Below are 23,489 nucleotides of genomic sequence, written 5' to 3' on the forward strand. Positions count from 1 at the left end.
GTGTCGGTGGAACTTTGGCAGCAATGCATTGACCTCTTGAGAGATGAGCTGCCGGCCCAGCAATTCAACACATGGATCCGGCCGCTTCAGGTCGAGGCCGAAGGGGAAGAGCTGCGGGTTTACGCGCCGAATCGGTTCGTTCTCGACTGGGTGAACGAAAAGTACCTGTCCCGATTGCTCGAACTGCTGTCGGAGCGCGCCACCGGCTTGGCGCCGTCGTTGTCCCTGTTGATCGGTAGCAAGCGTACGGCGGCTGCGCCGCAGCCATTAGCGTCGGCGACTCGCAACCAGCAGCCGGTCGGCTCGCCTGCCGCCGCGGCTCCCCCACAAGCTGGGCCGGCGGAAGCTCCGGTCATGGCTGCGGCTGAGGCCTCCCCTACCGTTGCTCCGGCGCGTGCCGAGCGCAACGTACAGGTCGAAGGTGGGCTCAAGCACACCAGCTATCTCAATCGCACCTTTACCTTCGAGAATTTCGTCGAAGGTAAGTCGAACCAGCTGGCACGTGCCGCTGCCTGGCAGGTCGCAGATAATCCGAAGCATGGCTATAACCCGCTGTTTCTTTATGGCGGCGTAGGTCTCGGCAAGACGCACCTGATGCACGCGGTAGGCAACCATCTGCTGAAAAAGAACCCCAACGCCAAGGTGGTCTATCTCCACTCCGAGCGTTTTGTGGCTGACATGGTCAAGGCGTTGCAACTGAACGCGATCAACGAGTTCAAGCGCTTCTACCGCTCCGTGGACGCGCTACTGATCGATGACATCCAGTTCTTCGCCAAGAAAGAACGATCCCAGGAGGAGTTTTTTCACACCTTCAATGCCCTGCTCGAAGGCGGGCAGCAGGTGATCCTGACCAGTGATCGCTACCCGAAGGAAATCGATGGGCTGGAGGAGCGACTGAAGTCGCGGTTCGGCTGGGGTCTGACCGTAGCTGTCGAGCCACCCGAACTCGAAACGCGGGTGGCGATCCTGATGAAGAAGGCGGACCAGGCCAATGTCAACTTGCCACACGACGCGGCATTCTTCATTGCTCAGCGAATCCGCTCGAACGTCCGCGAGCTTGAAGGCGCGTTGAAGCGTGTGATCGCCCATGCGCACTTCATGGGGCGTGATATCACCATTGAACTCATCCGCGAATCCCTGAAGGATTTGCTCGCGTTGCAGGATAAGCTGGTAAGCGTCGACAACATCCAGCGCACGGTAGCCGAGTACTACAAGATCAAGATTTCCGACCTGCTCTCCAAGCGCCGCTCTCGCTCGGTGGCGCGGCCGCGCCAGGTTGCGATGGCGTTGTCGAAAGAGCTGACCAACCACAGCCTGCCTGAAATCGGCGATGCCTTTGGCGGGCGGGATCACACGACGGTGTTGCATGCCTGTCGTAAGATTGCTGAACTTCGCGAGCTGGATGCGGATATTCGTGAAGATTACAAAAACCTGCTGCGCACTTTGACGACTTAAAAGACTGCGGCCAATTAATAGGCAAGGGACCAGACCATGCATTTCACTATTCAACGCGAAGCCCTGTTGAAACCTCTGCAGTTGGTTGCCGGTGTTGTCGAACGGCGCCAGACCTTGCCGGTGTTGTCCAACGTCTTGCTGGTTGTGCAGGATCATCAGCTGTCCCTGACCGGTACCGACCTTGAAGTCGAACTGGTTGGCCGAGTTGCGCTTGAGGACGCCTCCGAGCCTGGCGAGATCACCGTACCGGCGCGCAAGCTTATGGATATCTGCAAGAGCCTGCAGCCCGATGCACTGATCGACATTCGATTGGACGACCAGAAGGTCGTGATCAAGTCCGGGCGTAGCCGGTTCTCGCTTTCCACCCTGCCGGCCAATGATTTCCCTACGGTCGAAGAGGGCCCGGGGTCGCTGAATTTCAGCGTCAATCAAGGCAAGATGCGTCGTTTGATCGAGCGCAGCAGCTTCGCGATGGCCCAGCAGGACGTCCGCTACTACCTGAACGGCATGCTCATCGAAGTATCCAGTGGAATGTTGCGAGCGGTCGCGACCGACGGCCACCGCTTGGCGATGTGTTCCATGCAAGCCGGTATCGAACAACCCGATCGCCACCAGGTTATCGTGCCGCGCAAAGGCATTCTGGAATTGGCGCGTCTGCTCACCGATCAGGATGGCGAAGTCGCTATTGTCCTGGGTCAGCATCATATTCGTGCCACAACCGGCGAGTTCACCTTCACCTCGAAGCTCGTCGATGGGAAATTCCCAGACTATGAACGCGTGTTGCCCCGCGGAGGTGACAAGCTGGTGGTGGGTGAGCGGCAGACGCTGCGCGAAGCGTTCAGCCGTACCGCGATCTTGTCCAACGAAAAGTATCGGGGTATCCGCCTGCAGCTTGAGAGCGGGTTGTTGAAGATTCAGGCTAACAACCCCGAGCAGGAAGAGGCCGAAGAAGAGGTTGCAGTCGACTATTCGGGAGGCTCGTTGGAAATCGGTTTCAACGTCAGCTACTTGCTTGATGTACTGGGCGTCATGACCACAGATCAGGTCCGACTGATTCTGTCCGATGCCAACAGTAGCGCGCTGGTTCAAGAGTTCGATAACGACGATTCGGCGTACGTCGTCATGCCGATGCGTTTGTAACCCACCACTGAATGTCACTTAGCCGTATCTCCGTCACCGGCATCCGCAATCTGCAGCCGGTGACGTTAAACCCCTCTCCTCGCATCAACATCCTCCATGGCGACAACGGCAGCGGGAAAACGAGTTTTCTTGAGGCCATTCACCTGCTCGGTATGGCGCGCTCTTTCCGCAGCACCCGTCTGAATCCGGTGATCAGCCACGAACAAAGTAGCTGTACGGTCTTCGGGCAGGTCGAGCTGGCGCAGGAGCAGTCCAGCGCGCTTGGTATTTCTCGAGATCGAAATGGCGAAGTGAGAATCCGCATCAACGGCCAGAGCGTAAGAAGCGCCGCTGAGCTGGCCGATGCGTTGCCCTTGCAGCTCATCAATCCTGACAGTTTCCGTTTGCTCGAAGGCGCGCCCAAGCTTCGGCGCCAGTTCCTCGATTGGGGTGTGTTTCACGTGGAACCTCGATTCTTGCAGGCCTGGCAACGGCTTCAGCAGGCGCTCCGGCAACGGAACTCGTGGCTGCGGCATGGTACACTGGACGCCGCTTCGCAAGCGGCGTGGAGCCGTGAGCTCAGTGCCGCGAGCGATGAAATAGATGGCTACCGGCGGGCATACATACAGGCCTTGAAGCCTGTATTCGAACGTACCTTGGCTTCGCTGTTGTCGCTTGAAGGCTTTCAGTTGAGTTACTACCGCGGCTGGGACAAAGAGCGTCCTCTGGCTGAGGTTTTGGCTGCATCGATCGAGCGGGACAGGCTGATGGGACATACCCAGGCAGGGCCCCAGCGCGCCGACCTGCGGTTGCGGATCGCTAACCATAACGCAGCAGAGACGTTATCACGCGGTCAGCAGAAGCTGGTGGTCTGTGCCCTGCGGATCGCCCAGGGACATCTGGTGAGCGAAACGAAGCGCGGTCAGTGTATTTATCTGGTCGATGACCTCCCGTCCGAATTGGACGACCAACACCGGCTTGCGTTGTGCCGGTTGCTGGAACAGCTGAATTGCCAGGTTTTCATTACCTGCGTCGATTCGAACGTATTGCGAGAAGGCTGGCGTGAAGATACGCCGGTCTCAATGTTTCACGTGGAACATGGTGCGATAGCCCAAGTCCACGGCCCCTCGGGAGTGAAGGCATGAGCGAAAACCACACGTACGATTCGTCCAGTATCAAGGTTCTGAAAGGTCTTGATGCCGTACGTAAGCGTCCCGGCATGTATATCGGCGACACGGACGACGGGACCGGCTTGCACCACATGGTATTCGAAGTGGTCGATAACTCGATCGACGAAGCGCTGGCCGGCCACTGCAGCGAAATCAGCATCACTATCCATGTGGACGAGTCCATCAGCGTTCGCGATAACGGCCGCGGGATTCCGGTCGACATCCATGAAGAAGGTGTGTCTGCTGCCGAGGTCATCATGACCGTGCTGCATGCGGGCGGTAAGTTCGATGACAACTCATACAAGGTTTCCGGTGGCCTGCACGGCGTGGGTGTTTCGGTAGTCAACGCGTTGTCCGAAGAGCTGGTGCTGACGATTCGTCGTGAGGGTAAGGTCTGGGAGCAGACCTACCGCCATGGCGTACCTCAAGCGCCGTTGGCTGCGGTTGGCGAAACCGGCGACTCCGGAACCGAGATTCACTTCAAGCCCTCGGCCGAGACCTTTCAGAACATCCATTTCAGCTGGGACATCCTGGCCAAGCGCCTGCGTGAACTGTCATTCCTGAACTCTGGCGTGGGCATCGTGCTGCGCGACGAGCGCAATGCCAAGGAAGAACTGTTCAAGTATGAGGGCGGTCTCAGCGCATTCGTGGCCTACCTCAACACCAACAAAACGCCGGTCAACGAGGTATTTCACTTCAACGTTCAGCGCGACGATGGCGTCGGTGTGGAAGTGGCGTTGCAGTGGAACGACAGCTTCAACGAAAACCTGCTCTGCTTCACCAATAACATTCCTCAGCGAGATGGCGGTACCCATCTGGCGGGTTTCCGTTCTGCGCTGACACGCAACCTGAACAATTACATCGAGCAGGAAGGCCTAGCCAAGAAGCACAAGGTGTCGACCACCGGTGATGATGCACGCGAAGGTCTGACGGCGATTATTTCGGTGAAGGTCCCGGATCCCAAGTTCAGCTCACAGACCAAGGACAAGCTCGTCTCGTCGGAAGTCAAAACTGCGGTGGAACAGGAAATGGGCAAGCATTTCGCCGACTTCCTGCTCGAGCACCCCAACGAGGCGAAGGCCGTCGTCGGCAAGATGATCGATGCGGCACGCGCGCGTGAGGCTGCGCGTAAGGCGCGTGAAATGACCCGTCGCAAGGGCGCCCTGGATATAGCCGGGCTGCCCGGCAAGCTCGCCGACTGCCAGGAAAAGGACCCTGCCCTTTCCGAACTCTACATAGTGGAGGGTGACTCCGCGGGCGGTTCTGCCAAGCAGGGCCGCAACCGCAGGACGCAGGCGATCCTTCCTCTCAAGGGAAAGATCCTCAACGTCGAGAAGGCAAGATTCGACAAGATGATCTCCTCACAAGAAGTGGGCACGCTGATCACGGCGCTCGGCTGCGGCATCGGTCGCGAAGAGTACAACATCGACAAGCTGCGTTATCACAACATCATCATCATGACCGATGCCGACGTTGACGGTTCGCACATCCGCACGCTGCTGCTAACCTTCTTCTTCCGTCAGCTGCCTGAGTTGATCGAGCGCGGTTATGTCTATATCGCTCAGCCTCCGCTGTACAAGGTCAAGCGCGGCAAGCAGGAACAGTACATCAAGGACGACGAGGCGATGGATGAATACCTCACCCAGTCGGCGCTTGAGGATGCCAGTCTGCACGTCAACGAGCACGCTCCTGGACTGTCGGGCGAAGCGCTGGAGCGGTTGGTTAACGATTACCGTACCGTGATGAAGACGCTGGACCGACTTTCGCGTCTCTATCCGCAGGAGCTTACCGAGCACTTCATCTACCTGCCTCGGGTCTCGATTGAGCAACTCGGCGATCAGGCGGCCATGCAGGCCTGGATGGAGGCATACGCTGCCCTGCTCAAGGGTGTCGAGCGCTCCGGTCTCACGTACAAGGCGAGCCTGCGCGAGGACAAGGAGCGCAATCTGTGGCTGCCAGAAGTGGAGATCGTTTCCCATGGCCTGGCGAGTTACATCACCTTCAACCGGGATTTCTTCGGCAGCAACGACTACAAGACGGTCACGGTGCTGGGGGAGAAGCTGAACAGCCTGCTTGAAGAAGGCGCCTATGTTCAGCGTGGCGAGCGCAAGAAGCCGGTCTCCACGTTCAAGGAAGCACTCGGTTGGTTGATGACCGAGGGCACGCGCCGCCATAGCGTCCAGCGCTACAAGGGATTGGGTGAGATGAACCCGGACCAGCTGTGGGAGACGACCATGGATCCGGCAGTTCGTCGGATGCTTAAGGTCACCATTGAAGACGCGATCGCAGCCGATCAGATATTCAATACGCTGATGGGCGACGCAGTTGAGCCCCGCCGCGATTTCATCGAATCCAACGCTCTGGCCGTATCCAACCTGGATTTCTAAGCGTCTCGTGGTTGCAACATCTACAAGCCCGGCGCAAGCCGGGCTTTTTTGTTCCACGTGGAACACCATAGGGCGAGTCAATCGGCATTCTTGGTTTAATCAATTTAGAGAATCCGGATCTGTCCCCTAAGCTGTGTTCATCAACTTATGAACCTTAGCTGCAAAGGAATTCCGCATGCTCGACACTAACCTGAAAACGCAACTGAAAACCTACCTGGAAAAGGTCACCCAGCCGTTCGAGATCGTCGCGTCCCTCGGTGACGGCGAGAAATCCCAGGAAATGCTCGATCTGCTGGAAGAGATCACCAGCCTGAGCGACAAGATCACGCTGCGCACCGATGGCGACGATGTTCGTCGTCCGTCGTTCGCGCTCAACCGCATCGGCGGCAATATCAGCCTGCGCTTCGCCGGCATTCCGATGGGGCACGAATTCACCTCGCTGGTCCTGGCCCTGCTGCAGGTCGGTGGCCATCCGTCGAAGACCGCGCCGGAGATCATCGAGCAGATCAGGAACCTCGACGGTGAGTACCGCTTCGAAACCTACTTCTCGCTGTCCTGCCAGAACTGCCCGGACGTGGTCCAGGCGCTGAACCTGATGGCCGTGCTCAACCCGAACATCCATCACGTCGCCATCGACGGTGCGCTGTTCCAGGAAGAAGTCACGGTGCGCCAGGTCATGTCGGTGCCGAGTATCTATCTCAACGGTGAGCTGTTCGGCCAGGGTCGCATGGGCGAGGAAGAAATCCTCGCCAAGCTCGACACCGGCGCCTCGGCGCGCGATGCCGAGAAGCTCAGCGCCAAGGACGCCTTCGACGTGCTCGTCGTTGGCGGTGGTCCAGCCGGTGCCGCGGCGGCCATCTATGCCGCGCGCAAGGGCATCCGTACCGGTGTCGCGGCCGAGCGCTTCGGTGGCCAGGTGCTGGACACCATGGCCATCGAGAACTTCATCTCGGTCAACGAGACCGAAGGCCCGAAACTGGCTCGTGCGCTGGAAAACCACGTGCGCGAATACGACGTCGACATCATGAACCTGCAGCGCGCCGCCCAGCTGATTCCCGCCGAGAAGGCCGGCGGACTGCACGAAATCAAGCTGGAGAACGGCGCCTCGCTGAAGGCCAAGACGCTGATCCTGGCCACCGGCGCGCGCTGGCGCGAAATGAACGTGCCCGGCGAGCAGGAATACCGCGGCCGTGGCGTCGCCTACTGCCCGCACTGTGACGGCCCGCTGTTCAAGGGCAAGCGCGTCGCGGTGATCGGTGGTGGCAACTCGGGCGTCGAAGCGGCCATCGACCTGGCCGGTATCGTCGCACAGGTCACGCTGCTGGAATTCGACAGCCAGCTGCGCGCCGACGCCGTGTTGCAGAAGAAGCTCAACAGCCTGCCCAATGTCACCGTGATCACCAGCGCGCTGACCAGCGAAGTCCACGGCGACGGGCAGAAGGTTACCGGGCTGACCTACAAGGACCGCAACTCCAGCGAGTTCCACCAGCTGGAGCTTGAAGGCATCTTCGTGCAGATCGGCCTGCTGCCGAATTCCGACTGGCTGAAGGGCACGGTGGAGCTGACCTCACGCGGCGAGATCATCGTCGATGCACGCGGCGAGACTTCGCTGCCGGGCATCTTCGCCGCCGGCGACGTGACCACCGTGCCGTACAAGCAGATCGTCATTGCGATCGGCGAGGGCGCCAAGGCTTCGCTGAGCGCCTTCGATCACCTGATCCGCAGTTCGGTCGCCGACTGAGCCGCGGGTAAACAAAAAAAGGGGGAGTCGACGCAGGTCGGCTCCCCCTTTTTTTGTTCCGCTATTGTTGTTCAGGCGCTGCGTTCGAGCTCGCTGACCTGCAAGTTGACCCAGTCTTCGGCCCGCTGGTTGAGTTCGGCAACCGCCCGCGGCCCTTCGCTTTCGGCGCGCATTGCCGGCCCTATGACGACCCGAATGGTTCCAGGCCGTTTGCCCCAGCCGGACTTGGGCCAGAACATTCCCGCGTTATGTGCGATTGGCAGCACCGGCAGGTCGGCATTCACGGCCAGCGCCGCCCCGCTGCGGGAAAACTTTCCCGGTTGGCCGACCGGCACGCGGGTACCTTCAGGGAAGATCAGCACCCAGGCGCCCTGCTCCAGGCGCTCCTGGCCCTGCTTGGCGACCTGGCGCAAGGCGGCCTTGGGGTTGTCGCGATCGATGGCGATCGGCTTGAGCAGCATGATCGCCCAGCCGAAGAACGGGACGCGTAGCAACTCGCGCTTGAGTACCTGGCTCAAGGGCTCGAAGTAGGCGGAAAGGAAGAAGGTCTCCCACGTGCTTTGATGCTTGGCGAGAATCACGCAGGGCCGGTCCGGAATATTTTCCTGGCCGCTGACTTCATAACGCAGGCCGACGATGGTCTTGGCCAACCATACCGCGCTACGGCACCACGTCTGGACGACGAAGCGATAGCGCGTGCGAAACGACATGAAGGGCGCGCAGACCAGGCTGACCAGACACCAGGCAAAAGCCGTGAAGGCCAGCAACAGATAGAACAAAGCAATGCGCACCGGCAGCAATACGCTCATTGCTTTGTCCCCAGCAGATGTTCGGCTACTGCCGCCAGGTCATCGAAAAACCGCGTGCCCGGTGGCAGCGCACCTTCCAGAGTCTTCATGCCCTTCCCGGTTCGCACCAGATAAGGCACGCCGCCCAGACGCATCCCTGCATGCAGATCACGATGGCTATCGCCGACAACCGGCACGCCTTCGAGATTTTCCAGGTGAAAGTGCTCGGCGATCTTGAGGAACAACCCGGGCAACGGCTTGCGGCAATCGCAGCCGGCGTCCGGTCCGTGCGGACAGTGCACGATGAGGTCGATACGACCGCCCTGCTCCATCACCAGCTGCTGTAGCTTGAAATGCATGTCGTCGAGCGTGGTTGCGTCGAACAGGCCGCGTGCCAAGCCGGACTGGTTGGTGGCGACCGCCACCGTCCAGCCCGCCTTGCACAGCCGAGCGATGGCTTCGATGGATCCCGGAATCGGGATCCATTCGGCCAGGCTCTTGACGTACGCGTCGGAGTCCTCGTTGATCACTCCGTCGCGGTCGAGCACTATCAGTTTCACTGGCCTAGCCAAGTGCGGAAATATCGGCAACGCCAAGGAACAATCCTCTCAACCGGGCAAGCAAGGCATAGCGGTTGGCGCGCACCGAAGGGTCTTCGGCATTCACCAGTACCGCCTCGAAGAAGGCATCCACCGGCCCCCGCAGGTGCGCCAGGCGTTCCAGCGCCTCGCGATACTGGCGGTTCGAGGCAAGTGGCTGAACCGCCTGTTCAGCCTGTTGCAGAGCGGAATACAGTGAAAATTCGGTGGCGTTGTCGAAGTAGCGCGGCTCTACCGTCTCCGGCAATTTCGCCTCGAACTTGCTGAGCAGGTTCCAGACACGCTTGTTGGCCGCTGCCAGGGCTTCGGCTTCCGGTAGATTGCGGAACGCCTGCACCGCCTGCACCCGCTGATCGAAATCCAGCGCCGAGCCCGGCTGTACGGCACGCACCGACAGATAGGACGCCACCTCGATGCCTTCGTCTTCATAACGCGCCCGCAGGCGATCGAAGATGAATTCCAGCACCTGATCGGCCAGCCCCTCGGCCTTCACCTGCTTGCCAAACTGGCTGACGGAAAACCGCACAGCGGCCACCAGATCGAGGTCCAGTTGCTTTTCGATGAGGATGCGCAGGATGCCCAGCGCAGCGCGGCGCAGCGCGTAGGGGTCCTTGCTGCCGGTGGGCAGCATGCCGATGCCGAAGATGCCGACCAGTGTGTCCAGCTTGTCTGCCACCGCCAGCACTGCGCCGGTGTGGGTGGTTGGCAGTTCGGCGCCAGCACCGCGTGGCATGTATTGCTCGTTCAAGGCCAAGGCGACGTCGTTGGGCTCGCCACCGTTGGCAGCGTAGTAGTAGCCGGCGATGCCCTGCATTTCCGGAAACTCGCCGACCATTTCGGTGGCCAGGTCGCACTTGCTGAGCAAACCGGCGCGCGCGGCCCACTGGGCGTTGCCCTCGGTGCGCTCGGCAATGAAAGCGGCGAGCCGGGAGACCCGCAGCGCCTTGTCATAGACGCTGCCGAGCTGCGCCTGGAAGATCACGTTCTTCAAACGCTCATTGAAGCTGTCCAACGGCTGCTTCTTGTCCTGCTTGAAGAAGAACTCGGCATCGGTCAGACGTGGACGGACGACCTTCTCGTTGCCGGCGATGATCTGCGCCGGATCCTTGGATTCGATGTTGGCCACGGTAATGAAACGCGGCAGCAGCTTGCCGTTGGCGTCCAGCAGGCAGAAGTACTTCTGGTTGTCCTGCATGGTGGTGATCAGCGCCTCCTGCGGGACCTCCAGGAACCGTTCTTCGAAGGAACACACCAGCGGTACAGGCCATTCGACCAGCGCGGTGACTTCGTCCAGCAATGCCGGCGGCACGATGGCCGTGCCGTTCTGCTCGCCGGCCAGTTGCTCGATACGCTTGGCGATCAGCTCGCGGCGCTCGGCGAAATCGGCGATCACACGAGCGCCACGCAGGTCCTCCAGATAGCTAGTCGGCTTGGAAATGCGTACCGGGCCCGGACTGTGGAAACGATGGCCGCGGGACTCACGACCCGCGCGCTGGGTAAGAATCGTGCAATCGATCACCTGGTCGCCCAGCAGCATCACCAGCCACTGGGTCGGCCGGACGAACTCTTCCTTGCGTGCGGCCCAGCGCATGCGCTTGGGGATCGGCAGGTCGTTCAACGAGGTTTCGACGATGCCAGGCAGCAGCTCGGCGGTCGGCTGGCCCGGAATCGAGCGGCTGTACCGGAGTTTTGGGCCGCTACGGTCGATTTCAGCGAGGTCCACACCACACTTGCGGGCGAAGCCCAGGGCGGCCTGGGTCGGCTCGCCTTCGGCGTCGAAGGCTGCCTGCAGCGGCGGGCCGTCGAGGTTGATGCTGCGATCCGGCTGTTCGCTATCGAGCTGCTCAATCAGCACCGCGAGGCGCCGCGGGGCGGCAAACGCCTGCACCCGCCCATAGGCGAGGCCAGCATCCTTCAAGCCTTTTTCGATGCCCGAACGGAATGCCTCGGACAACTTGCCCAAGGCCTTGGGTGGCAGCTCTTCGGTGCCGAGTTCGACCAGGAAATCCAGTGCACTCATTCTGCAGCCTCCAGCTTGGCCAATACTTCGTCACGCAGATCAGGGGTCGCCATGGGGAAGCCGAGCCTGGCGCGCGCCTGCAGGTAGCTCTGCGCCACCGCACGAGCCAGTGCGCGTACGCGCAGAATGTATTGCTGACGTGCGGTCACCGAGATGGCCCGGCGGGCATCGAGCAAGTTGAAGGTATGCGAGGCCTTCAACACCATTTCGTAGGTGGGCAGCGGCAGTTCCAGCTCGATCAGCCGGTTGGCTTCCGACTCGTAGAAATCGAAGAGTTCGAACAGCTTGTCGACGTTGGCGTGTTCGAAGTTGTAGGTCGATTGCTCGACTTCGTTCTGATGGAAGACATCGCCATAGGTGACGGTGCCGAACGGGCCGTCTGTCCAGATCAGGTCGTAGACCGAGTCGACGCCTTGCAGATACATCGCCAGACGCTCCAGGCCATAGGTGATCTCACCGGTGACCGGGTAGCACTCGATTCCGCCGACCTGCTGGAAGTAGGTGAACTGGGTCACCTCCATGCCGTTCAACCAGACTTCCCAGCCAAGACCCCAGGCACCCAGCGTCGGTGATTCCCAGTTGTCCTCGACGAAACGGACGTCATGGACCGAGGTGTCCACGCCAATACGGCGCAGCGACTCGAGGTAAAGCTCCTGGAAGTTTTCCGGGTTGGGCTTGAGTACCACCTGGAACTGGTAATAGTGCTGCAGGCGGTTGGGGTTCTCGCCATAGCGGCCATCGGTGGGACGGCGCGAAGGCTGCACATAGGCGGCGTTCCAGGTTTCCGGACCGATGGAACGCAAAAACGTGGCGGTGTGGAATGTACCGGCGCCCACTTCCATGTCATAGGGTTGCAGAACGACGCAACCCTGCTCTGCCCAGTAGCTTTGCAGGGCGAGGATCAGGTCTTGGAAGGTGCGCACGGCAGGCGTAGGCTGGGTCAAAATTTCACCTGTGCTGGCTTCGACAGAAAGCCCCGGAGTATACCCGATAACGGCTCCGGCCCGTGGTAGCGCGTGCCTTCCGGCGCGCATCGGTGGCCAGGCCATCTGCTCGTCGCCCTTTTCGAAAGGACAAAGGACATGCCGCGTTGCGCCTGGTGCAGTGACGATCCGCTGTACATCGACTATCACGACAACGAGTGGGGCGTACCAACCCGCGATCCGCAGGTGCTGTTCGAATTCCTCATCCTCGAGGCTTTCCAGGCCGGGCTGTCGTGGATCACCGTGTTGCGCAAGCGCGAGCGTTATCGCCAGGTGCTGTTCGGCTTCGATCCCCAGCGTCTGGCGCAGATGACCGATGCCGAAATCGACGAGCGCATGCTCGACCCGGGCATCATCCGCAACCGACGCAAACTCGAGGCGGCACGGCGCAACGCGCAGCTGTGGCTCGAGCTGGACGATCCGGCCGGCTGGTTGTGGTCATTCGTCGATGGTCAGCCGAAGATCAATCATTTCGAATCGATCAAACAGGTCCCGGCGGTGACCGCCGAAGCCGAGGCGATGAGCCGCGCGTTGAAGAAGGCCGGCTTCAGCTTCGTCGGCCCGACCATCTGCTACGCCTACATGCAGGCCTGCGGCATGGTCATGGACCACACCATCGATTGTGATCGCTATGCGATGCTGGCCGATGCGAGTGCCTAGTGGTCAGGCTGCCGAACGAGTAGCGCAGCGCCCGGAGCAGTTACACTAGCGGCTTTGATTTTCGGGAGAGATCCTTGGACAAGTTCAAAGGTGCGCTGGTGGTCGGCTTCCTGCGCCTGTTCGCCCTCCTGCCCTGGCGCGCGGTACAGGGGCTGGGCAGTGCCATCGGCTGGTTGATGTGGAAGCTGCCCAATCGTTCGCGCGAGGTCGCCCGCATCAATCTGGACAAGTGCTTTCCCGAGCTCGCCAACACCGAGCGGGAACGGCTGTTGCGCAAAAGCCTGCAGCAGATCGGCAAGACCTTCACCGAAAGCGCCTGTGCCTGGATCTGGCCGGCAGACAAGACCCTGCGTCTGGTCAAGCAGGTCGAGGGCCTGGAAGTGCTCGAACAGGCATTGGCGTCCGGTAAGGGCGTGGTCGGTATCACCAGTCACCTGGGCAATTGGGAAGTGCTCAATCACTTCTATTGCGCGCAGTGCAAACCGATCATTTTCTATCGCCCGCCCAAGCTCAAGGCCGTGGACGATCTGCTTCAGCGGCAGCGGGTCCAGCTGGGCAACAAGGTGGCGCCTTCGACGCGTGAAGGCATCATCAGTGTCATCAAGGAAGTGCGCAAAGGTGGCGCCGTGGGTATTCCCGCCGACCCGGAGCCCAGCGAGGGCGCCGGTGTCTTCGTGCCCTTTCTCGGAACCCAGGCGCTGACCAGCAAGTTCGTGCCCGGCATGCTCACCGGCGGCAAGGCGGTGGGGGTATTCCTCCATGCGTTGCGCCTGGACGATGGTTCAGGCTACAAGGTGATCCTCGAAGCGGCGCCGCCGGCCATGTACGACGAGGACGTAGAGGTCGCGGTCGCCGCCATGAGCGGCGTCATCGAGCGCTACGTGCGCACTTGGCCGAGCCAGTACATGTGGACCATGAAACGCTTCAAGAAACGCCCGGCAGGCGAACGCCGCTGGTACTGATAAACGACAAGCAGGACGTCAAATGGCCAACCAGCGACAGCATCCACGTGCCCCCATGAAGTGCCGCATCCGCATCAGTCACGAATCCTTCGGCGAAATCTTCGCCCATACCCGTGATCTGTCCGATGGCGGCGTCTACGTCAAACATCCCCAGCTGACCGAGCTGCGCACCGGGATGATCGTCAGTGGCCAGGTGCAGGACCTGCCGATTCCGGCGCCGGAGCTGGAAATGGAAGTCATGCGGGTCGACGCGGAGGGTGTCGGGCTGCGCTTCGTCGGACGCGACTGAGCGCTTGCAACGGCCTGGTCCAGGCCGGGCGACATGGCCGCATAGAGCGCCGAATACCGCGTGGCAGACGGATGCGGGAAAGCCCTTGTCCTTCGAAAACATCCTGATACATTTAGCCTCCCGGATCCGCCCCTACCCGTGGCCAGGTCCTTGCGAGGCGCTTTTCCATGAGTCGCGCGGTTGTTGAAGTCGGCTCCACCCCTGCCGAAGATCCTGTAGTTCCCTCCTTTTTATTTCTCGAACGGCTGCGGCCCTACCGGCACGCCATCGGCCTGTGCGTGTCGCTAGTGCTCTTCGCCCTGGCACTGCTCGCCTGCTGGCATCTGCTTGGCTCGATCGATAAGGGGCAGGTGCGCGACGCATTGGCCGCGGTGCCTCCACGCTCGCTGTTGCTGTCGGCATTGGCGAGCCTGGCCGGAGTGGTTGTGATGATGGCCTACGAGGCGTCCGCAGCCCGTTACGCGCAGGTGCGTCTGCCATGGCGTACCCTGGCGCTGGGCGGCTTCTGCGCGTTCTCGATTGGCAACGCGGTCGGCTTCTCCGTGCTCTCCGGCGGCTCTGTGCGCTATCGCCTGTATGGCCGGTTGGGGCTGGGTGCGGCCGACGTCGCGAGGATGACCTTGTTCGCCAGCCTTTCGCTGGGCCTGTGTCTTCCAGTAATGGTCGCCTTCGCTGCGCTGTATCAGCCGGCCGATGCGGCGCGGGCGCTACATATATCGGAGCCTGTCCTGCGCATCGTTGCCATTGGAATTCTCCTGTTGGCCGGTGCGGCAATTGGCGTGGCCGTTCGCTTCCGCTCCGAGGCGCGCCCGGCACCGGGCTGCTGGCGCGTCGAACTGGGGCGGCTCAGCGTGCGCGTGCCTGGCGGCCGCCTCACATTCACGCAACTGGTCATTAGCGTGCTGGACGTCGGTGTGGCTGCCTCCGTGCTCTACCTACTGTTGCCGGATGCGCCGCCCTTCGTCAGCTTCGCGCTGATCTACATGCTGGCGCTGGCTGCCGGCGTGCTCAGTCATGTGCCGGGTGGCGTTGGTGTGTTCGAGGCGGTGCTGCTGGCAGCGTTCGCGGGGCGCCTCGATCCGGCCGCGCTGATCGCCGCCATGCTGCTTTACCGTTTGCTCTACGTGCTCCTGCCGCTGTGCGTCGCCGGTGTGCTGTTGCTGATCGCCGAAGCACGCCGCCTCTGGCTGGCGCGTCAGGTGGCACGGGTCGCCGGCGGTCTGGCCGTTCCGCTGCTGGCGCTGCTGGTGTTCGTGGCCGGCAGTCTGCTGCTGTTTTCCGGCGCGACCCCAGCGGTCGATGAGCGCCTGGCAACCTTGGGCTTCCTACCGCTGGCGGTGATCACCGCATCGCATCTGAGCGCCAGCCTGATCGGCACGCTCTGCCTGCTATTGGCCCAGGGGCTCTATCGGCGCCTGTCCGCGGCCTGGGCGCTGACGCTGGCGCTGCTCTGCCTCGGCGCGCTGGCCTCGCTGCTCAAGGGCATCGATTGGCCGGAAGCGCTCGTCCTGCTGGCGATTGCGGCATTGCTGGCGACCTTCCGCCGCGAGTTCTATCGCCACAGTCGGCTCATGGAAGCGCCGGTTTCGGGCGCGGCGCTGGCCGGAACCCTCGGCATCCTGGCTGCGTCGGTCTGGCTGCTGCTGTTCGCCTATCAGGACGTACCCTACAGCCATGAACTCTGGTGGCAATTCGAGCTGGACGCCAATGCACCGCGCAGCTTGCGCGCCGTGCTCGGCAGCGTGCTGGTGCTGGTCGTGGTCGGTGTCACCTGGCTGTTGCGTCCGCCACCGCCGGCCATCCGCCTGCCTGACGGCGAGGCGCTGGCACGGGCGGCACGGATCGTCGGCAACGGCGAGCAGCCCGAAGGCGGACTTGCGCTCAGTGGCGACAAGGCCCTGCTATTCCACCCCAACGGTGACGCCTTCGTCATGTATGCCCGGCGCGGGCGCAGCCTGGTCGCGCTGCATGATCCGATTGGCCAGCCCCACGAGCGTGCCGAGCTGATCTGGCAGTTTCGCGACCTATGCGACCGCCATCACGCTCGCCCAGTGTTCTATCAGGTGCGCGCGCAGAATCTGTCGAACTACCTGGACATCGGGCTGACGGCGCTCAAGCTGGGCGAGGAAGCGTTGGTCGACCTGGCCGGCTTCGACCTAGCCAGCAACGGCAAGGAGATGACGGCCCTGCGCTACACCTGGAATCGCGGCCAGCGTGACGGCTTGACGGTCCAGTTCTACGCCCCCGGTGAGGCGCCGATCGACGAACTGCGCGGCATCTCCGATGCCTGGCTGCAGGGCAAGAAGGTGCGGGAGAAAGGCTTTTCCCTGGGCCGTTTCAGCGCCGACTATCTCGCCCATTTCCGCATCGTGGTGGTGCGCGTCGACGGGCGCGCGGTGGCCTTCGCCAATTTGCTCGAATGCGGCAGCCGCGCCGTGGCCAGCCTGGACCTGATGCGCGTGCTGGCCGACGCGCCCAAATCCACCATGGAGTTCCTCATGCTCGGGCTGATCCTGCATTTCAAGGAGGCCGGCTACGCCCGCTTCAGCCTGGGTATGGTACCCCTGGCCGGCCTGCAGCCGCGTCGCGGCACGCCGCTGCCGTTGCGCCTGGGTGCCTGGGTGTTCACCCGTGGCGAGAGTTTCTACAACTTCCAGGGACTGCGCCGGTTCAAGGACAAGTTCCAGCCGCAGTGGGAGCCCCGCTACCTGGCGGTGCCCGCCGGTCTCGATCCCTGGGTGGCGCTGGCCGACACGGCGACGCTGATCGCCGGCGGCATGGGCGGATTGGTGAGACGCTGAAATGAAACGAGACAGCTGGTTCAAAGGCGGACTGTTGGCCGCCGCCTTGGTGGTCGGTATCGCCGTCGTCTGGCACGAACGTGACGACTCGGGGCTGCAGCATTTGGTACTGAATGACGGTACCCCAGCACTCCGGATCGGCGCGCATGCCGCCCCGCAGCACGTGCTGATACTGGTCACCGAACAGCAGCGGCTCGACCCGGCCACGCTCGAGCGCCTGGCCGCTTCAGGCTCGGTCGAGCTGGTGCAGGTGCCGCTGTCCGGCAGTTGCGTGGCGCAGCAACGTCAGCGCACGGAAGCCGAAGGATTGCTGGGCGGCGCTCCAACGCTGGTGGCCGGGCTCGGCCCCGCCTCCGTCTCGGCCTGGCGCTGGCTGGCTGAACAGAAAGACGACTCGGCCCAGGCGCTGTCGGTGGGCTTCGATCTGGAGCATCCCGATTGTGCCGAGCCGCTGCCGCAGACGGCGCCACACGGCCGCTGGATCGGCGCCTGGAATGACAACCCGGGCGATGCCAACGCGCTGTTCCTGCGTGGCCAGTCCAATGCCGAACCGCGCATCAGCGCCTACGGCACGGCATTGACGACGGTGCTCGAGTCCGAGCTGGCCCGCCTGCTCAGCGGCCAGGCCAACCCGATGCCGGTGATCGAACACCCGGCGGCAACGCCGTCGGACACCCTGACGCTGTTCTATTCCGGTGACGGCGGTTGGCGGGACCTGGACCGCGCCTCGGCCGAGCACATGGCCAAAGTCGGCTACCCGGTGGTCGGCATCGACACCCTGCGCTACTACTGGCAGCACAAGAGCGCCCAGCAGAGCGCCGACGACCTGTCGCGGCTGATGCAGCACTACCGCGAGGCCTGGCACATCAAGCGTTTCGTGCTCGCCGGCTACTCGTTCGGGGCCGACGTGTTGCCGGCGATCTACAACCGCCTGCCCGGCAGCGATCGCGAGCAAGTCGATGCGTTGCTGCTGCTCGCCTTCGCCCGCAGCGGCAGTTTCGAGATCGAGGTGAGCGGTTGGCTCGGCAAGCAAGGCGAAGAAGCGGCGACGGGTCCGGAGATGCGTCAGCTGCCGGCCGCCAAGGTGTTTTGCGTATATGGCAGCGAGGAGGCGGCCGACAGCGGTTGCACTCAACCCGGCGCCGTCGGTGAGCGGCTGCAACTGTCTGGCGGTCATCATTTCGATGGTGACTACGATGCCCTGGCGGAAAAGCTGCTCGCCGCGATTCGGGCACGCCAACCCGGTTCCTGAGCGGCGTCTCCCGCAGACGGCTGTAGCGGGGGGCAGGCCGTTGTGGTCATCCCGTCACGCCGGGAGGGAGCCCCTGCGACGCCATTGCCTTGGTCTGGCAATGGCCGAGGCCTGTACCGGCTAGCCCGGTTGGGCTTCAGGACTTAACCGGCTTGTCGAGCTTGCGCAGGAATACGCCCATTTCCTTTTCGGCCTGCTTGTCGCCGTGCGCCTGCGCGGCGATCAGGCCTTGCTCCCAGGCGCGTCGCGCGCCTTCGAGGTCGCCGCTAGCCTGCAGTGCCTTGCCGAGCAGCTTCCAGGCCGCCGAATAATTTGGATCCTGTTCGACGCAGCGCTGCAGATGCGTCGCGGCCTGCGCTGCGTCGCCCGCATCCAGATAGCCCTTGCCCAGGCCAAAGCGCAGCATGGGATTGTCCATGCCTTTGGCGAGCATCTTTTCCAATGATTCGAGCATGGCTTCCTCTTGATCGCGCCAATGGGTCGGTACGGTGAGCAGGTCGACCCATTCCGCCAATCGCTAGCTAGCCTGGGTGACCGCGCTGAGAAACTCTTGAGTACGGGTTTCCTGCGGGTTGCCGAACAGCTCGTCCGGGGTCCCCTGCTCATGGATGCGGCCTTCGTTGAAGAAGCATACCCGGTCGGCGAACTCGCGGGCGAAGCCCATCTGATGGGTGACCATCAACATGGTCAGGTTGTGTTCGTCGCCGAGGCGGCGGATCACGTTGAGCACTTCGCCACAGAGCTCCGGATCCAGTGCCGAGGTCACCTCGTCGAACAGCATCACCCGTGGCCGCATGGCCATGGCACGGGCGATGGCCACACGCTGTTGCTGACCACCGGAGAGTTGCGCCGGGTAATGCTCGAGTTTGTCCTCCAGCCCGACCATGGCCAACAGCTCGTCCGCGCGTTCGCGGGCTTCGGTTTTCGACAGCCCCAGCACCTGCACCGGCGCCTCCATCACGTTCTGTCGAGCGTTCATGTGCGGGAACAGGTTGAAGCTCTGGAAGACCATGCCGACCTTGCCGCGCACGTGGCGCTGGTAACGACCGCTGGCCGGAATCAGATGGCCGTCGGACGCGGGCATGTGGGTCAGCGGCTCGCCGTCGACTTCGATGACGCCATCGTCGATGGTTTCCAGGGTCATCAAGGCGCGCAGCAGGGTCGACTTGCCTGAGCCGCTGGGGCCAATGATCGCGACCTTCTCGCCATTGGCGACTTCCAGATCGAGGTGATCCAGTACGGTGAGGTCGCCGTAGCGCTTGGTCACCTGGTCGAAGCGCACCAGTGGCTCGGCCACGTCAGGGTTGCCGTTGGCGAAGGTGTTCGGACTGGCGTCGAGATGCGGTGAAGTATTCATCGGGCAAGCTCCAAGCGGTTTTCAAGACGGCGGACGCACCAGGCCAGGGCCAGGCTCAGGATCAGGAAAAACAGGCCGACCATGGTGATCGGTTCCAAGTAGCGGAAGCTCTCGGAGCCGATGTTCTTGGCCTGCTGCATGATTTCGACCACGGTGATCGCCGAAAGCACCGGGGTGTCCTTCAACATGGCCACTAGGTAGTTGCCCAGCGCCGGCAATATCGGCCGCAGGGCCTGGGGCAGGATGACGTCGCGGTAGGCGGTCGTCGGCTTCATGTTCAGCGCGGTCACCGCCTCCCATTGCGCCCGCGGGACCGCATCGAGCCCCGCCCGATACACCTCTGCCGTGTAGCAAGCGTAGTGCACGGCGATGGCGACGATGCCGGCCTGCAATGCGCTGAGGTTGATGCCGTAATTGGGGAATACATAGAACAGGAAATAGGCCTGGATCAGCAGCGGCGTGCTGCGGATGAATTCGATCAGGCCGGTAGCCGGCCAGGAAAGCCACACACGCTTGCTGCGGCGGGCGACGGCCAGAAACAGGCCGAGCACCACGGCAATGGCGAAGCCGCTGATGGTGATGCCGATCGTTTTCAGCGAAGCCTGTAGCAACTGAGGCAGGATTTCCCAGGCGAACTGCCAATCGAAGAAGCTCATGCCAGGCCCCCTTTGATCCGCCCGCGGCTGAGGCGCCGTTCGACCAGGCGCATGCCTAGGTTGATCGCCTGGGCCATGACGAAGTACATCACCAGCGCCATGCCGAAGATTTCCAGGGTCATGAAGGTCGCCTGGTCCAACTGCCGTGAACGGAACGCCAGATCGGAAATGGTGATGAGCGAAACCAACGAGGTGTTCTTCAACAGTTCGATCAGCAGGTTGGTCCCAGGCGGGATGGCTGCCAGCAGCGCCTGGGGCAGGATGACCCGGGTAAAGCGCTTGATTGGCGGCATGTTGAGCGCCACACAGGCTTCATATTGCCCACGTGCCACCGAGCGGATGGTGCCGCGCATGACCTCTGCGCCGTAGGCGCCGATATGCAGGCCCAGGCCGCAAATGGCCACGGTTAAGGCGGACAGTTCCACGTGGAACGGCGGCATCGGCAGCACGAAATACAGCCAGAACAGCTGGACCAGCAGCGAGGTGCCGCGGAACACCTCGATATAGACAATCGTGAACCAGCGCAGTGGAGCGAACGGTGACAGGCGACCCAGGGCACCGAGTACGGCGCACACGATCGCCAATAGCGAGGCCCAAAAGGTGATCTGCAGTGTCACCCAGGCCCCTTGGAACATGAGGGGAAGGAGTTCGCCCATAGGTTCGATGCCTCTGTTGCAGGAACGAAACCACACGAGCGGAGCCCCGTGCCACCTGAGGCACGAGGCTCCGCGCGTGGATCACTGGGCGCAGAGTTGCACGGCGGTCTTGTCGGTGATGTTGGACTTGTCGAAGCCGAACGGCTCGACGGTCTTCAGGTGCTCTTCGCTGCCGAGCCACTTCTTCAGTTCGGCATTCACGGCGTCGCGCAGCGCGGTGTCTTCGGGGCGGAACGCCAGCGCACCATAGCCGGTGTGCGACGGATCGTCCTTGAACTCGCTGATGGCCTCGAGCGAGTCGCCACCCTTCTCTGCCAGGCCCTTCATGGTCAGCTGGGTGCCTACCGCGGCATCGGCGCGGCCGCTGCGCACCGCCTGCAGCTGCGCGGTGGTATCGGGGACCTGAAGGATCTGGTCATCGCTGATACCGCCGTCGCGTGCGTAGTTCAGGTTCACGGTACCGGACATGATCGCCAGCTTGGCACCGCTCTTGGCGATGTCTTCGTAACTGTGCAGGTTCTTCGGGTTGCCCGCCTTCACCAGCAGCGTATCGGGCAGCTGGTACTGCGGATCGGTGAAGATCACCTGCTTGCAGCGCTCGGGCGTGATGTACATGCCGGCCGCGATCAGGTCGAAGCGCCCGGCACGCAGGCCGGGAATCAGCGAGCCCCACTCGGTGAGGACGGGCTTGATGGTTTCGACGCCCATCCGCTGGAAAATCTTCTCGACGATCTCCGGCGATTCGCCCGTGACGCTGCCGTCGGTGGCGGTGTAGGCGAAGGGGGTTTCGTTGGCATAGCCGATGCGGACACTGTTGCTCTTCTTGATCTCATCAAGGGTGTCGGCGTTGGCCAGGCTGGCGAGCGAGAGGCCGGCCAGTGCGGCGGAGGCGAGCAACAGCTTGCCGAAATGGAAAGGACGTGCGCGATTCATCGTGAATTCTCCTGTGCTTTTATGGTTCGCAGGCGGGCCTGCTGTATTTAGGAGGGCAGCTTCATGAGCATCAGGACAGGGCATTCCCTGCCTCAGCGCGGCTTTGGACTTCTTTTTATTCGGGATGTGCGCCGCGTTTCGCCGCCCGAGCATAACAAAGACCGTTTTCTCAATGGGATTGCACTAGGACAATTGCATGACACTGCACTTCGGCTGATCCTGTCGGTTCGACTGAAGGTGGATCGTCATGCGCAACTGGAAACAGGCCTTGCTCGCTGCCCGGAGTGGCGCGTCGAAATACAAGCTGCTGGTTACCGCCATCGCAACCGACATCGAACAGGGAAACCTGCACGATGGCCAGCGTCTGCCGCCGCAACGGCTGCTGGCCGAACAACTCGACATCAGCGTGCAGACGGTGACCAACGCCTACAAGGAGTTGGAGCGCCAAGGCTGGGTGCGCTGCGAGGTCGGGCGCGGCAGCTTCGTCAGTCGGAGGATCAGCGAGCGTGTAGCCAGCTCCATGCTCGATCGCGGTGAGAATTCGCTGCTCGATTTCTCTACCGCGCGGATCATCCGGACGGACAGCCATGACCGTTACTGGCGGCAGACCTGCGAGGAGCTGGCCGCCGAGCATGAGCAACCGTGGATCCATGCCTGCCGTCCAATCGCCGGCTTCGAGCATCACCGCGAAGTGGGCGTGCAATGGCTCGCCGGGTTGGGCCTGACCGTAGAGTTGCAGGACCTGCTGCTCACCAACGGCACCTCCCATGGAATCTTTCTCGCCCTCGCCTCTCTGGCTGGACCGGACGACCTGGTGCTCTGCGAAAACTGTACCGACCACGGGGTAATCGGCACCGCCCAGGTCCTCGGCTTCACCCTCCAGGGGGTCGAGACCGACCGTCATGGTCTCGATCCGGAGCATTTCGAGGATCTGTGCGGCAACGAGCGGGTCACCGCCCTGGTCTGTACGCCGAACCTGAACAACCCCACCAGCACCATCATGCCGGATACGCGTCGTCGCGAGATCGCCGAGATCGCCCGTCGCTATGGCGTCTACGTGATCGAGGACGACGTATACGGCCCACTGTTGGGCGATTATCGCGACGCCTTGCCGATCAGCCATTACCTGCCGGAACGCTCGTTCTACTGCACCAGCCTGACCAAGTCGGTGCTTACCGGGCTGCGGATCGGCTATATGGCCATGCCGCGGCGGCTGGCTTTGCGCACCGAAAGCATCTTGCGGGTCAACAGCTGGATGGCCGCGCCCCTGCTGGGCGAAATCGCCACACGCTGGATCGAGCGCGGTGTGGCCGATGAGCTGGTGCGTGTTCAGCGTGGGCTGATCGCGACCCGCCAGGCCGCGGTGACCGCCGAACTGGGCGATTACCTGCGCGGCAGCCATCCGGCTTCCCTTAGTGCCTGGCTGAACGTGCCCGAGCACTGGGAGCTGGATGCGCTGCAGCACGAGCTGCGTAGGCGCGAGATCGCGCTGACCCTGCCCGACCCTTTCCTGCCGCCGGGAAGCCAGCGGCCCAAGGCGATGCGTCTGTGCGTGGGTGCCGAATGCGACGACGAGCGTTTGCGCGAGGGGCTGTGCAGCATCCGCGAAGTCTTCGAGCAGTTTCCGGAGATCCACGAATTTCGCGGCGCCCGCTGACAGCG

General features: G+C 62.3%; 20 protein-coding genes. 11 read left to right on the forward strand and 9 right to left on the reverse strand.

The features are described from left to right. From dnaA to ahpF, 5 genes are all read left to right on the forward strand, one after another. Nucleotides 1-1,455: a chromosomal replication initiator protein DnaA gene (gene dnaA / locus KCX70_RS00005; protein WP_212618891.1), complete on the forward strand. Its 1,455-nt coding sequence runs from the start codon at nt 1-3 to the stop codon at nt 1,453-1,455. A 36-nt stretch (nt 1,456-1,491) separates the two neighbouring features. Further along, entirely contained in the window at nt 1,492-2,595 is a 1,104-nt protein-coding gene (gene dnaN, locus KCX70_RS00010; RefSeq protein ID WP_021209408.1) for a DNA polymerase III subunit beta, read from the forward strand. An 11-nt stretch (nt 2,596-2,606) separates the two neighbouring features. Then, entirely contained in the window at nt 2,607-3,719 is a 1,113-nt protein-coding gene (gene recF, locus KCX70_RS00015; protein ID WP_212618892.1) for a DNA replication/repair protein RecF, read from the forward strand. Continuing rightward, nucleotides 3,716-6,130, forward strand: coding sequence for a DNA topoisomerase (ATP-hydrolyzing) subunit B (gene gyrB, locus KCX70_RS00020; RefSeq protein ID WP_212618893.1), 2,415 nt, complete (start codon nt 3,716-3,718; stop codon nt 6,128-6,130). The genes recF and gyrB overlap by 4 nt, the downstream gene beginning before the upstream one ends. A gap of 175 nt (nt 6,131-6,305) precedes the next feature. Beyond that, nucleotides 6,306-7,871 carry an alkyl hydroperoxide reductase subunit F gene (ahpF, locus tag KCX70_RS00025; RefSeq protein ID WP_212618894.1) on the forward strand — a complete coding sequence of 522 codons (1,566 nt, stop codon included), beginning with the start codon at nt 6,306-6,308 and terminating at the stop codon, nt 7,869-7,871. 71 nt (nt 7,872-7,942) lie between these two features. Here the strand turns inward: ahpF and KCX70_RS00030 are convergent, their stop codons facing one another. Genes KCX70_RS00030 through glyQ form a run of 4 tightly spaced genes read right to left on the reverse strand, consistent with a single transcriptional unit; the run spans nt 7,943 to nt 12,222 of the window. Next, nucleotides 7,943-8,680 (reverse strand): lysophospholipid acyltransferase family protein, encoded by a 738-nt coding sequence (locus KCX70_RS00030; protein ID WP_212618895.1) that lies wholly within the window; start codon nt 8,678-8,680, stop codon nt 7,943-7,945. Then, nucleotides 8,677-9,219, reverse strand: coding sequence for a D-glycero-beta-D-manno-heptose 1,7-bisphosphate 7-phosphatase (gmhB, locus tag KCX70_RS00035; protein ID WP_212618896.1), 543 nt, complete (start codon nt 9,217-9,219; stop codon nt 8,677-8,679). Before gmhB ends, KCX70_RS00030 begins: the two co-directional genes overlap by 4 nt. Before the next feature lie 4 nt (nt 9,220-9,223). Next, complete coding sequence (gene glyS / locus KCX70_RS00040) at nt 9,224-11,278, reverse strand: glycine--tRNA ligase subunit beta (RefSeq protein ID WP_212618897.1); 2,055 nt, start codon at nt 11,276-11,278, stop codon at nt 9,224-9,226. Beyond that, the gene (gene glyQ / locus KCX70_RS00045; RefSeq protein WP_021209437.1) at nt 11,275-12,222 is read right to left on the reverse strand and encodes a glycine--tRNA ligase subunit alpha; all 948 of its coding nucleotides are present in this window, start codon (nt 12,220-12,222) and stop codon (nt 11,275-11,277) included. Before glyQ ends, glyS begins: the two co-directional genes overlap by 4 nt. Nucleotides 12,223-12,360: 138 nt before the next feature. On the opposite strand from glyQ, the gene KCX70_RS00050 reads away from it, so the two are divergent. The 5 genes from KCX70_RS00050 to KCX70_RS00070 all read left to right on the forward strand — a co-directional run bounded on the left by KCX70_RS00050 (nt 12,361) and on the right by KCX70_RS00070 (nt 18,225). After that, nucleotides 12,361-12,921: a DNA-3-methyladenine glycosylase I gene (locus KCX70_RS00050; RefSeq protein WP_212618898.1), complete on the forward strand. Its 561-nt coding sequence runs from the start codon at nt 12,361-12,363 to the stop codon at nt 12,919-12,921. 74 nt (nt 12,922-12,995) lie between these two features. Then, a complete protein-coding gene (locus KCX70_RS00055; RefSeq protein ID WP_212618899.1) occupies nt 12,996-13,883 on the forward strand; it encodes a lysophospholipid acyltransferase in 888 nt (295 codons plus the stop codon). 22 nt (nt 13,884-13,905) lie between these two features. After that, nucleotides 13,906-14,172 (forward strand): PilZ domain-containing protein, encoded by a 267-nt coding sequence (locus KCX70_RS00060; RefSeq protein ID WP_021209434.1) that lies wholly within the window; start codon nt 13,906-13,908, stop codon nt 14,170-14,172. A 167-nt stretch (nt 14,173-14,339) separates the two neighbouring features. After that, nucleotides 14,340-16,973 (forward strand): bifunctional lysylphosphatidylglycerol flippase/synthetase MprF, encoded by a 2,634-nt coding sequence (mprF, locus tag KCX70_RS00065; RefSeq protein ID WP_212618900.1) that lies wholly within the window; start codon nt 14,340-14,342, stop codon nt 16,971-16,973. A 1-nt stretch (nt 16,974) separates the two neighbouring features. Continuing rightward, complete coding sequence (locus KCX70_RS00070; RefSeq protein ID WP_212618901.1) at nt 16,975-18,225, forward strand: virulence factor family protein; 1,251 nt, start codon at nt 16,975-16,977, stop codon at nt 18,223-18,225. A gap of 136 nt (nt 18,226-18,361) precedes the next feature. Here the strand turns inward: KCX70_RS00070 and KCX70_RS00075 are convergent, their stop codons facing one another. The 5 genes from KCX70_RS00075 to ehuB form a co-directional block, all read right to left on the reverse strand. After that, nucleotides 18,362-18,679: a tetratricopeptide repeat protein gene (locus tag KCX70_RS00075; protein ID WP_021209431.1), complete on the reverse strand. Its 318-nt coding sequence runs from the start codon at nt 18,677-18,679 to the stop codon at nt 18,362-18,364. 63 nt (nt 18,680-18,742) lie between these two features. Then, complete coding sequence (gene ehuA, locus KCX70_RS00080) at nt 18,743-19,582, reverse strand: ectoine/hydroxyectoine ABC transporter ATP-binding protein EhuA (RefSeq protein WP_102847682.1); 840 nt, start codon at nt 19,580-19,582, stop codon at nt 18,743-18,745. Next, entirely contained in the window at nt 19,579-20,238 is a 660-nt protein-coding gene (ehuD, locus tag KCX70_RS00085; protein WP_212618902.1) for an ectoine/hydroxyectoine ABC transporter permease subunit EhuD, read from the reverse strand. Before ehuD ends, ehuA begins: the two co-directional genes overlap by 4 nt. Then, nucleotides 20,235-20,894 (reverse strand): ectoine/hydroxyectoine ABC transporter permease subunit EhuC, encoded by a 660-nt coding sequence (gene ehuC / locus KCX70_RS00090; RefSeq protein WP_212618903.1) that lies wholly within the window; start codon nt 20,892-20,894, stop codon nt 20,235-20,237. The genes ehuD and ehuC overlap by 4 nt, the downstream gene beginning before the upstream one ends. Nucleotides 20,895-20,975: 81 nt before the next feature. Further along, complete coding sequence (ehuB, locus tag KCX70_RS00095) at nt 20,976-21,827, reverse strand: ectoine/hydroxyectoine ABC transporter substrate-binding protein EhuB (protein WP_212618904.1); 852 nt, start codon at nt 21,825-21,827, stop codon at nt 20,976-20,978. A gap of 247 nt (nt 21,828-22,074) precedes the next feature. Between ehuB and KCX70_RS00100 the strand changes: the two genes are divergently transcribed. After that, entirely contained in the window at nt 22,075-23,484 is a 1,410-nt protein-coding gene (locus KCX70_RS00100; RefSeq protein WP_102851934.1) for a PLP-dependent aminotransferase family protein, read from the forward strand. Nucleotides 23,485-23,489 lie beyond the last annotated feature (5 nt).

The organism is Stutzerimonas stutzeri (assembly GCF_018138085.1).
GTDB lineage: Bacteria > Pseudomonadota > Gammaproteobacteria > Pseudomonadales > Pseudomonadaceae > Stutzerimonas > Stutzerimonas stutzeri_AI.

Bases quoted from the DNA above. Each gene is read 5' to 3' on its own strand.
- ahpF (WP_212618894.1), top strand. From the start codon at position 6,306: ATGCTCGACACTAACCTGAAAACGCAACTGAAAACCTACCTGGAAAAG.
- ehuA (WP_102847682.1), bottom strand. From the start codon at position 19,582: ATGAATACTTCACCGCATCTCGACGCCAGTCCGAACACCTTCGCCAAC.
- gyrB (WP_212618893.1), top strand. From the start codon at position 3,716: ATGAGCGAAAACCACACGTACGATTCGTCCAGTATCAAGGTTCTGAAA.
- KCX70_RS00100 (WP_102851934.1), top strand. From the start codon at position 22,075: ATGCGCAACTGGAAACAGGCCTTGCTCGCTGCCCGGAGTGGCGCGTCG.
- KCX70_RS00075 (WP_021209431.1), bottom strand. From the start codon at position 18,679: ATGCTCGAATCATTGGAAAAGATGCTCGCCAAAGGCATGGACAATCCC.
- ehuB (WP_212618904.1), bottom strand. From the start codon at position 21,827: ATGAATCGCGCACGTCCTTTCCATTTCGGCAAGCTGTTGCTCGCCTCC.
- KCX70_RS00030 (WP_212618895.1), bottom strand. From the start codon at position 8,680: ATGAGCGTATTGCTGCCGGTGCGCATTGCTTTGTTCTATCTGTTGCTG.
- glyS (WP_212618897.1), bottom strand. From the start codon at position 11,278: ATGAGTGCACTGGATTTCCTGGTCGAACTCGGCACCGAAGAGCTGCCA.
- KCX70_RS00060 (WP_021209434.1), top strand. From the start codon at position 13,906: ATGGCCAACCAGCGACAGCATCCACGTGCCCCCATGAAGTGCCGCATC.
- dnaN (WP_021209408.1), top strand. From the start codon at position 1,492: ATGCATTTCACTATTCAACGCGAAGCCCTGTTGAAACCTCTGCAGTTG.
- ehuC (WP_212618903.1), bottom strand. From the start codon at position 20,894: ATGGGCGAACTCCTTCCCCTCATGTTCCAAGGGGCCTGGGTGACACTG.
- ehuD (WP_212618902.1), bottom strand. From the start codon at position 20,238: ATGAGCTTCTTCGATTGGCAGTTCGCCTGGGAAATCCTGCCTCAGTTG.
- mprF (WP_212618900.1), top strand. From the start codon at position 14,340: ATGAGTCGCGCGGTTGTTGAAGTCGGCTCCACCCCTGCCGAAGATCCT.
- recF (WP_212618892.1), top strand. From the start codon at position 2,607: ATGTCACTTAGCCGTATCTCCGTCACCGGCATCCGCAATCTGCAGCCG.
- KCX70_RS00050 (WP_212618898.1), top strand. From the start codon at position 12,361: ATGCCGCGTTGCGCCTGGTGCAGTGACGATCCGCTGTACATCGACTAT.
- KCX70_RS00070 (WP_212618901.1), top strand. From the start codon at position 16,975: ATGAAACGAGACAGCTGGTTCAAAGGCGGACTGTTGGCCGCCGCCTTG.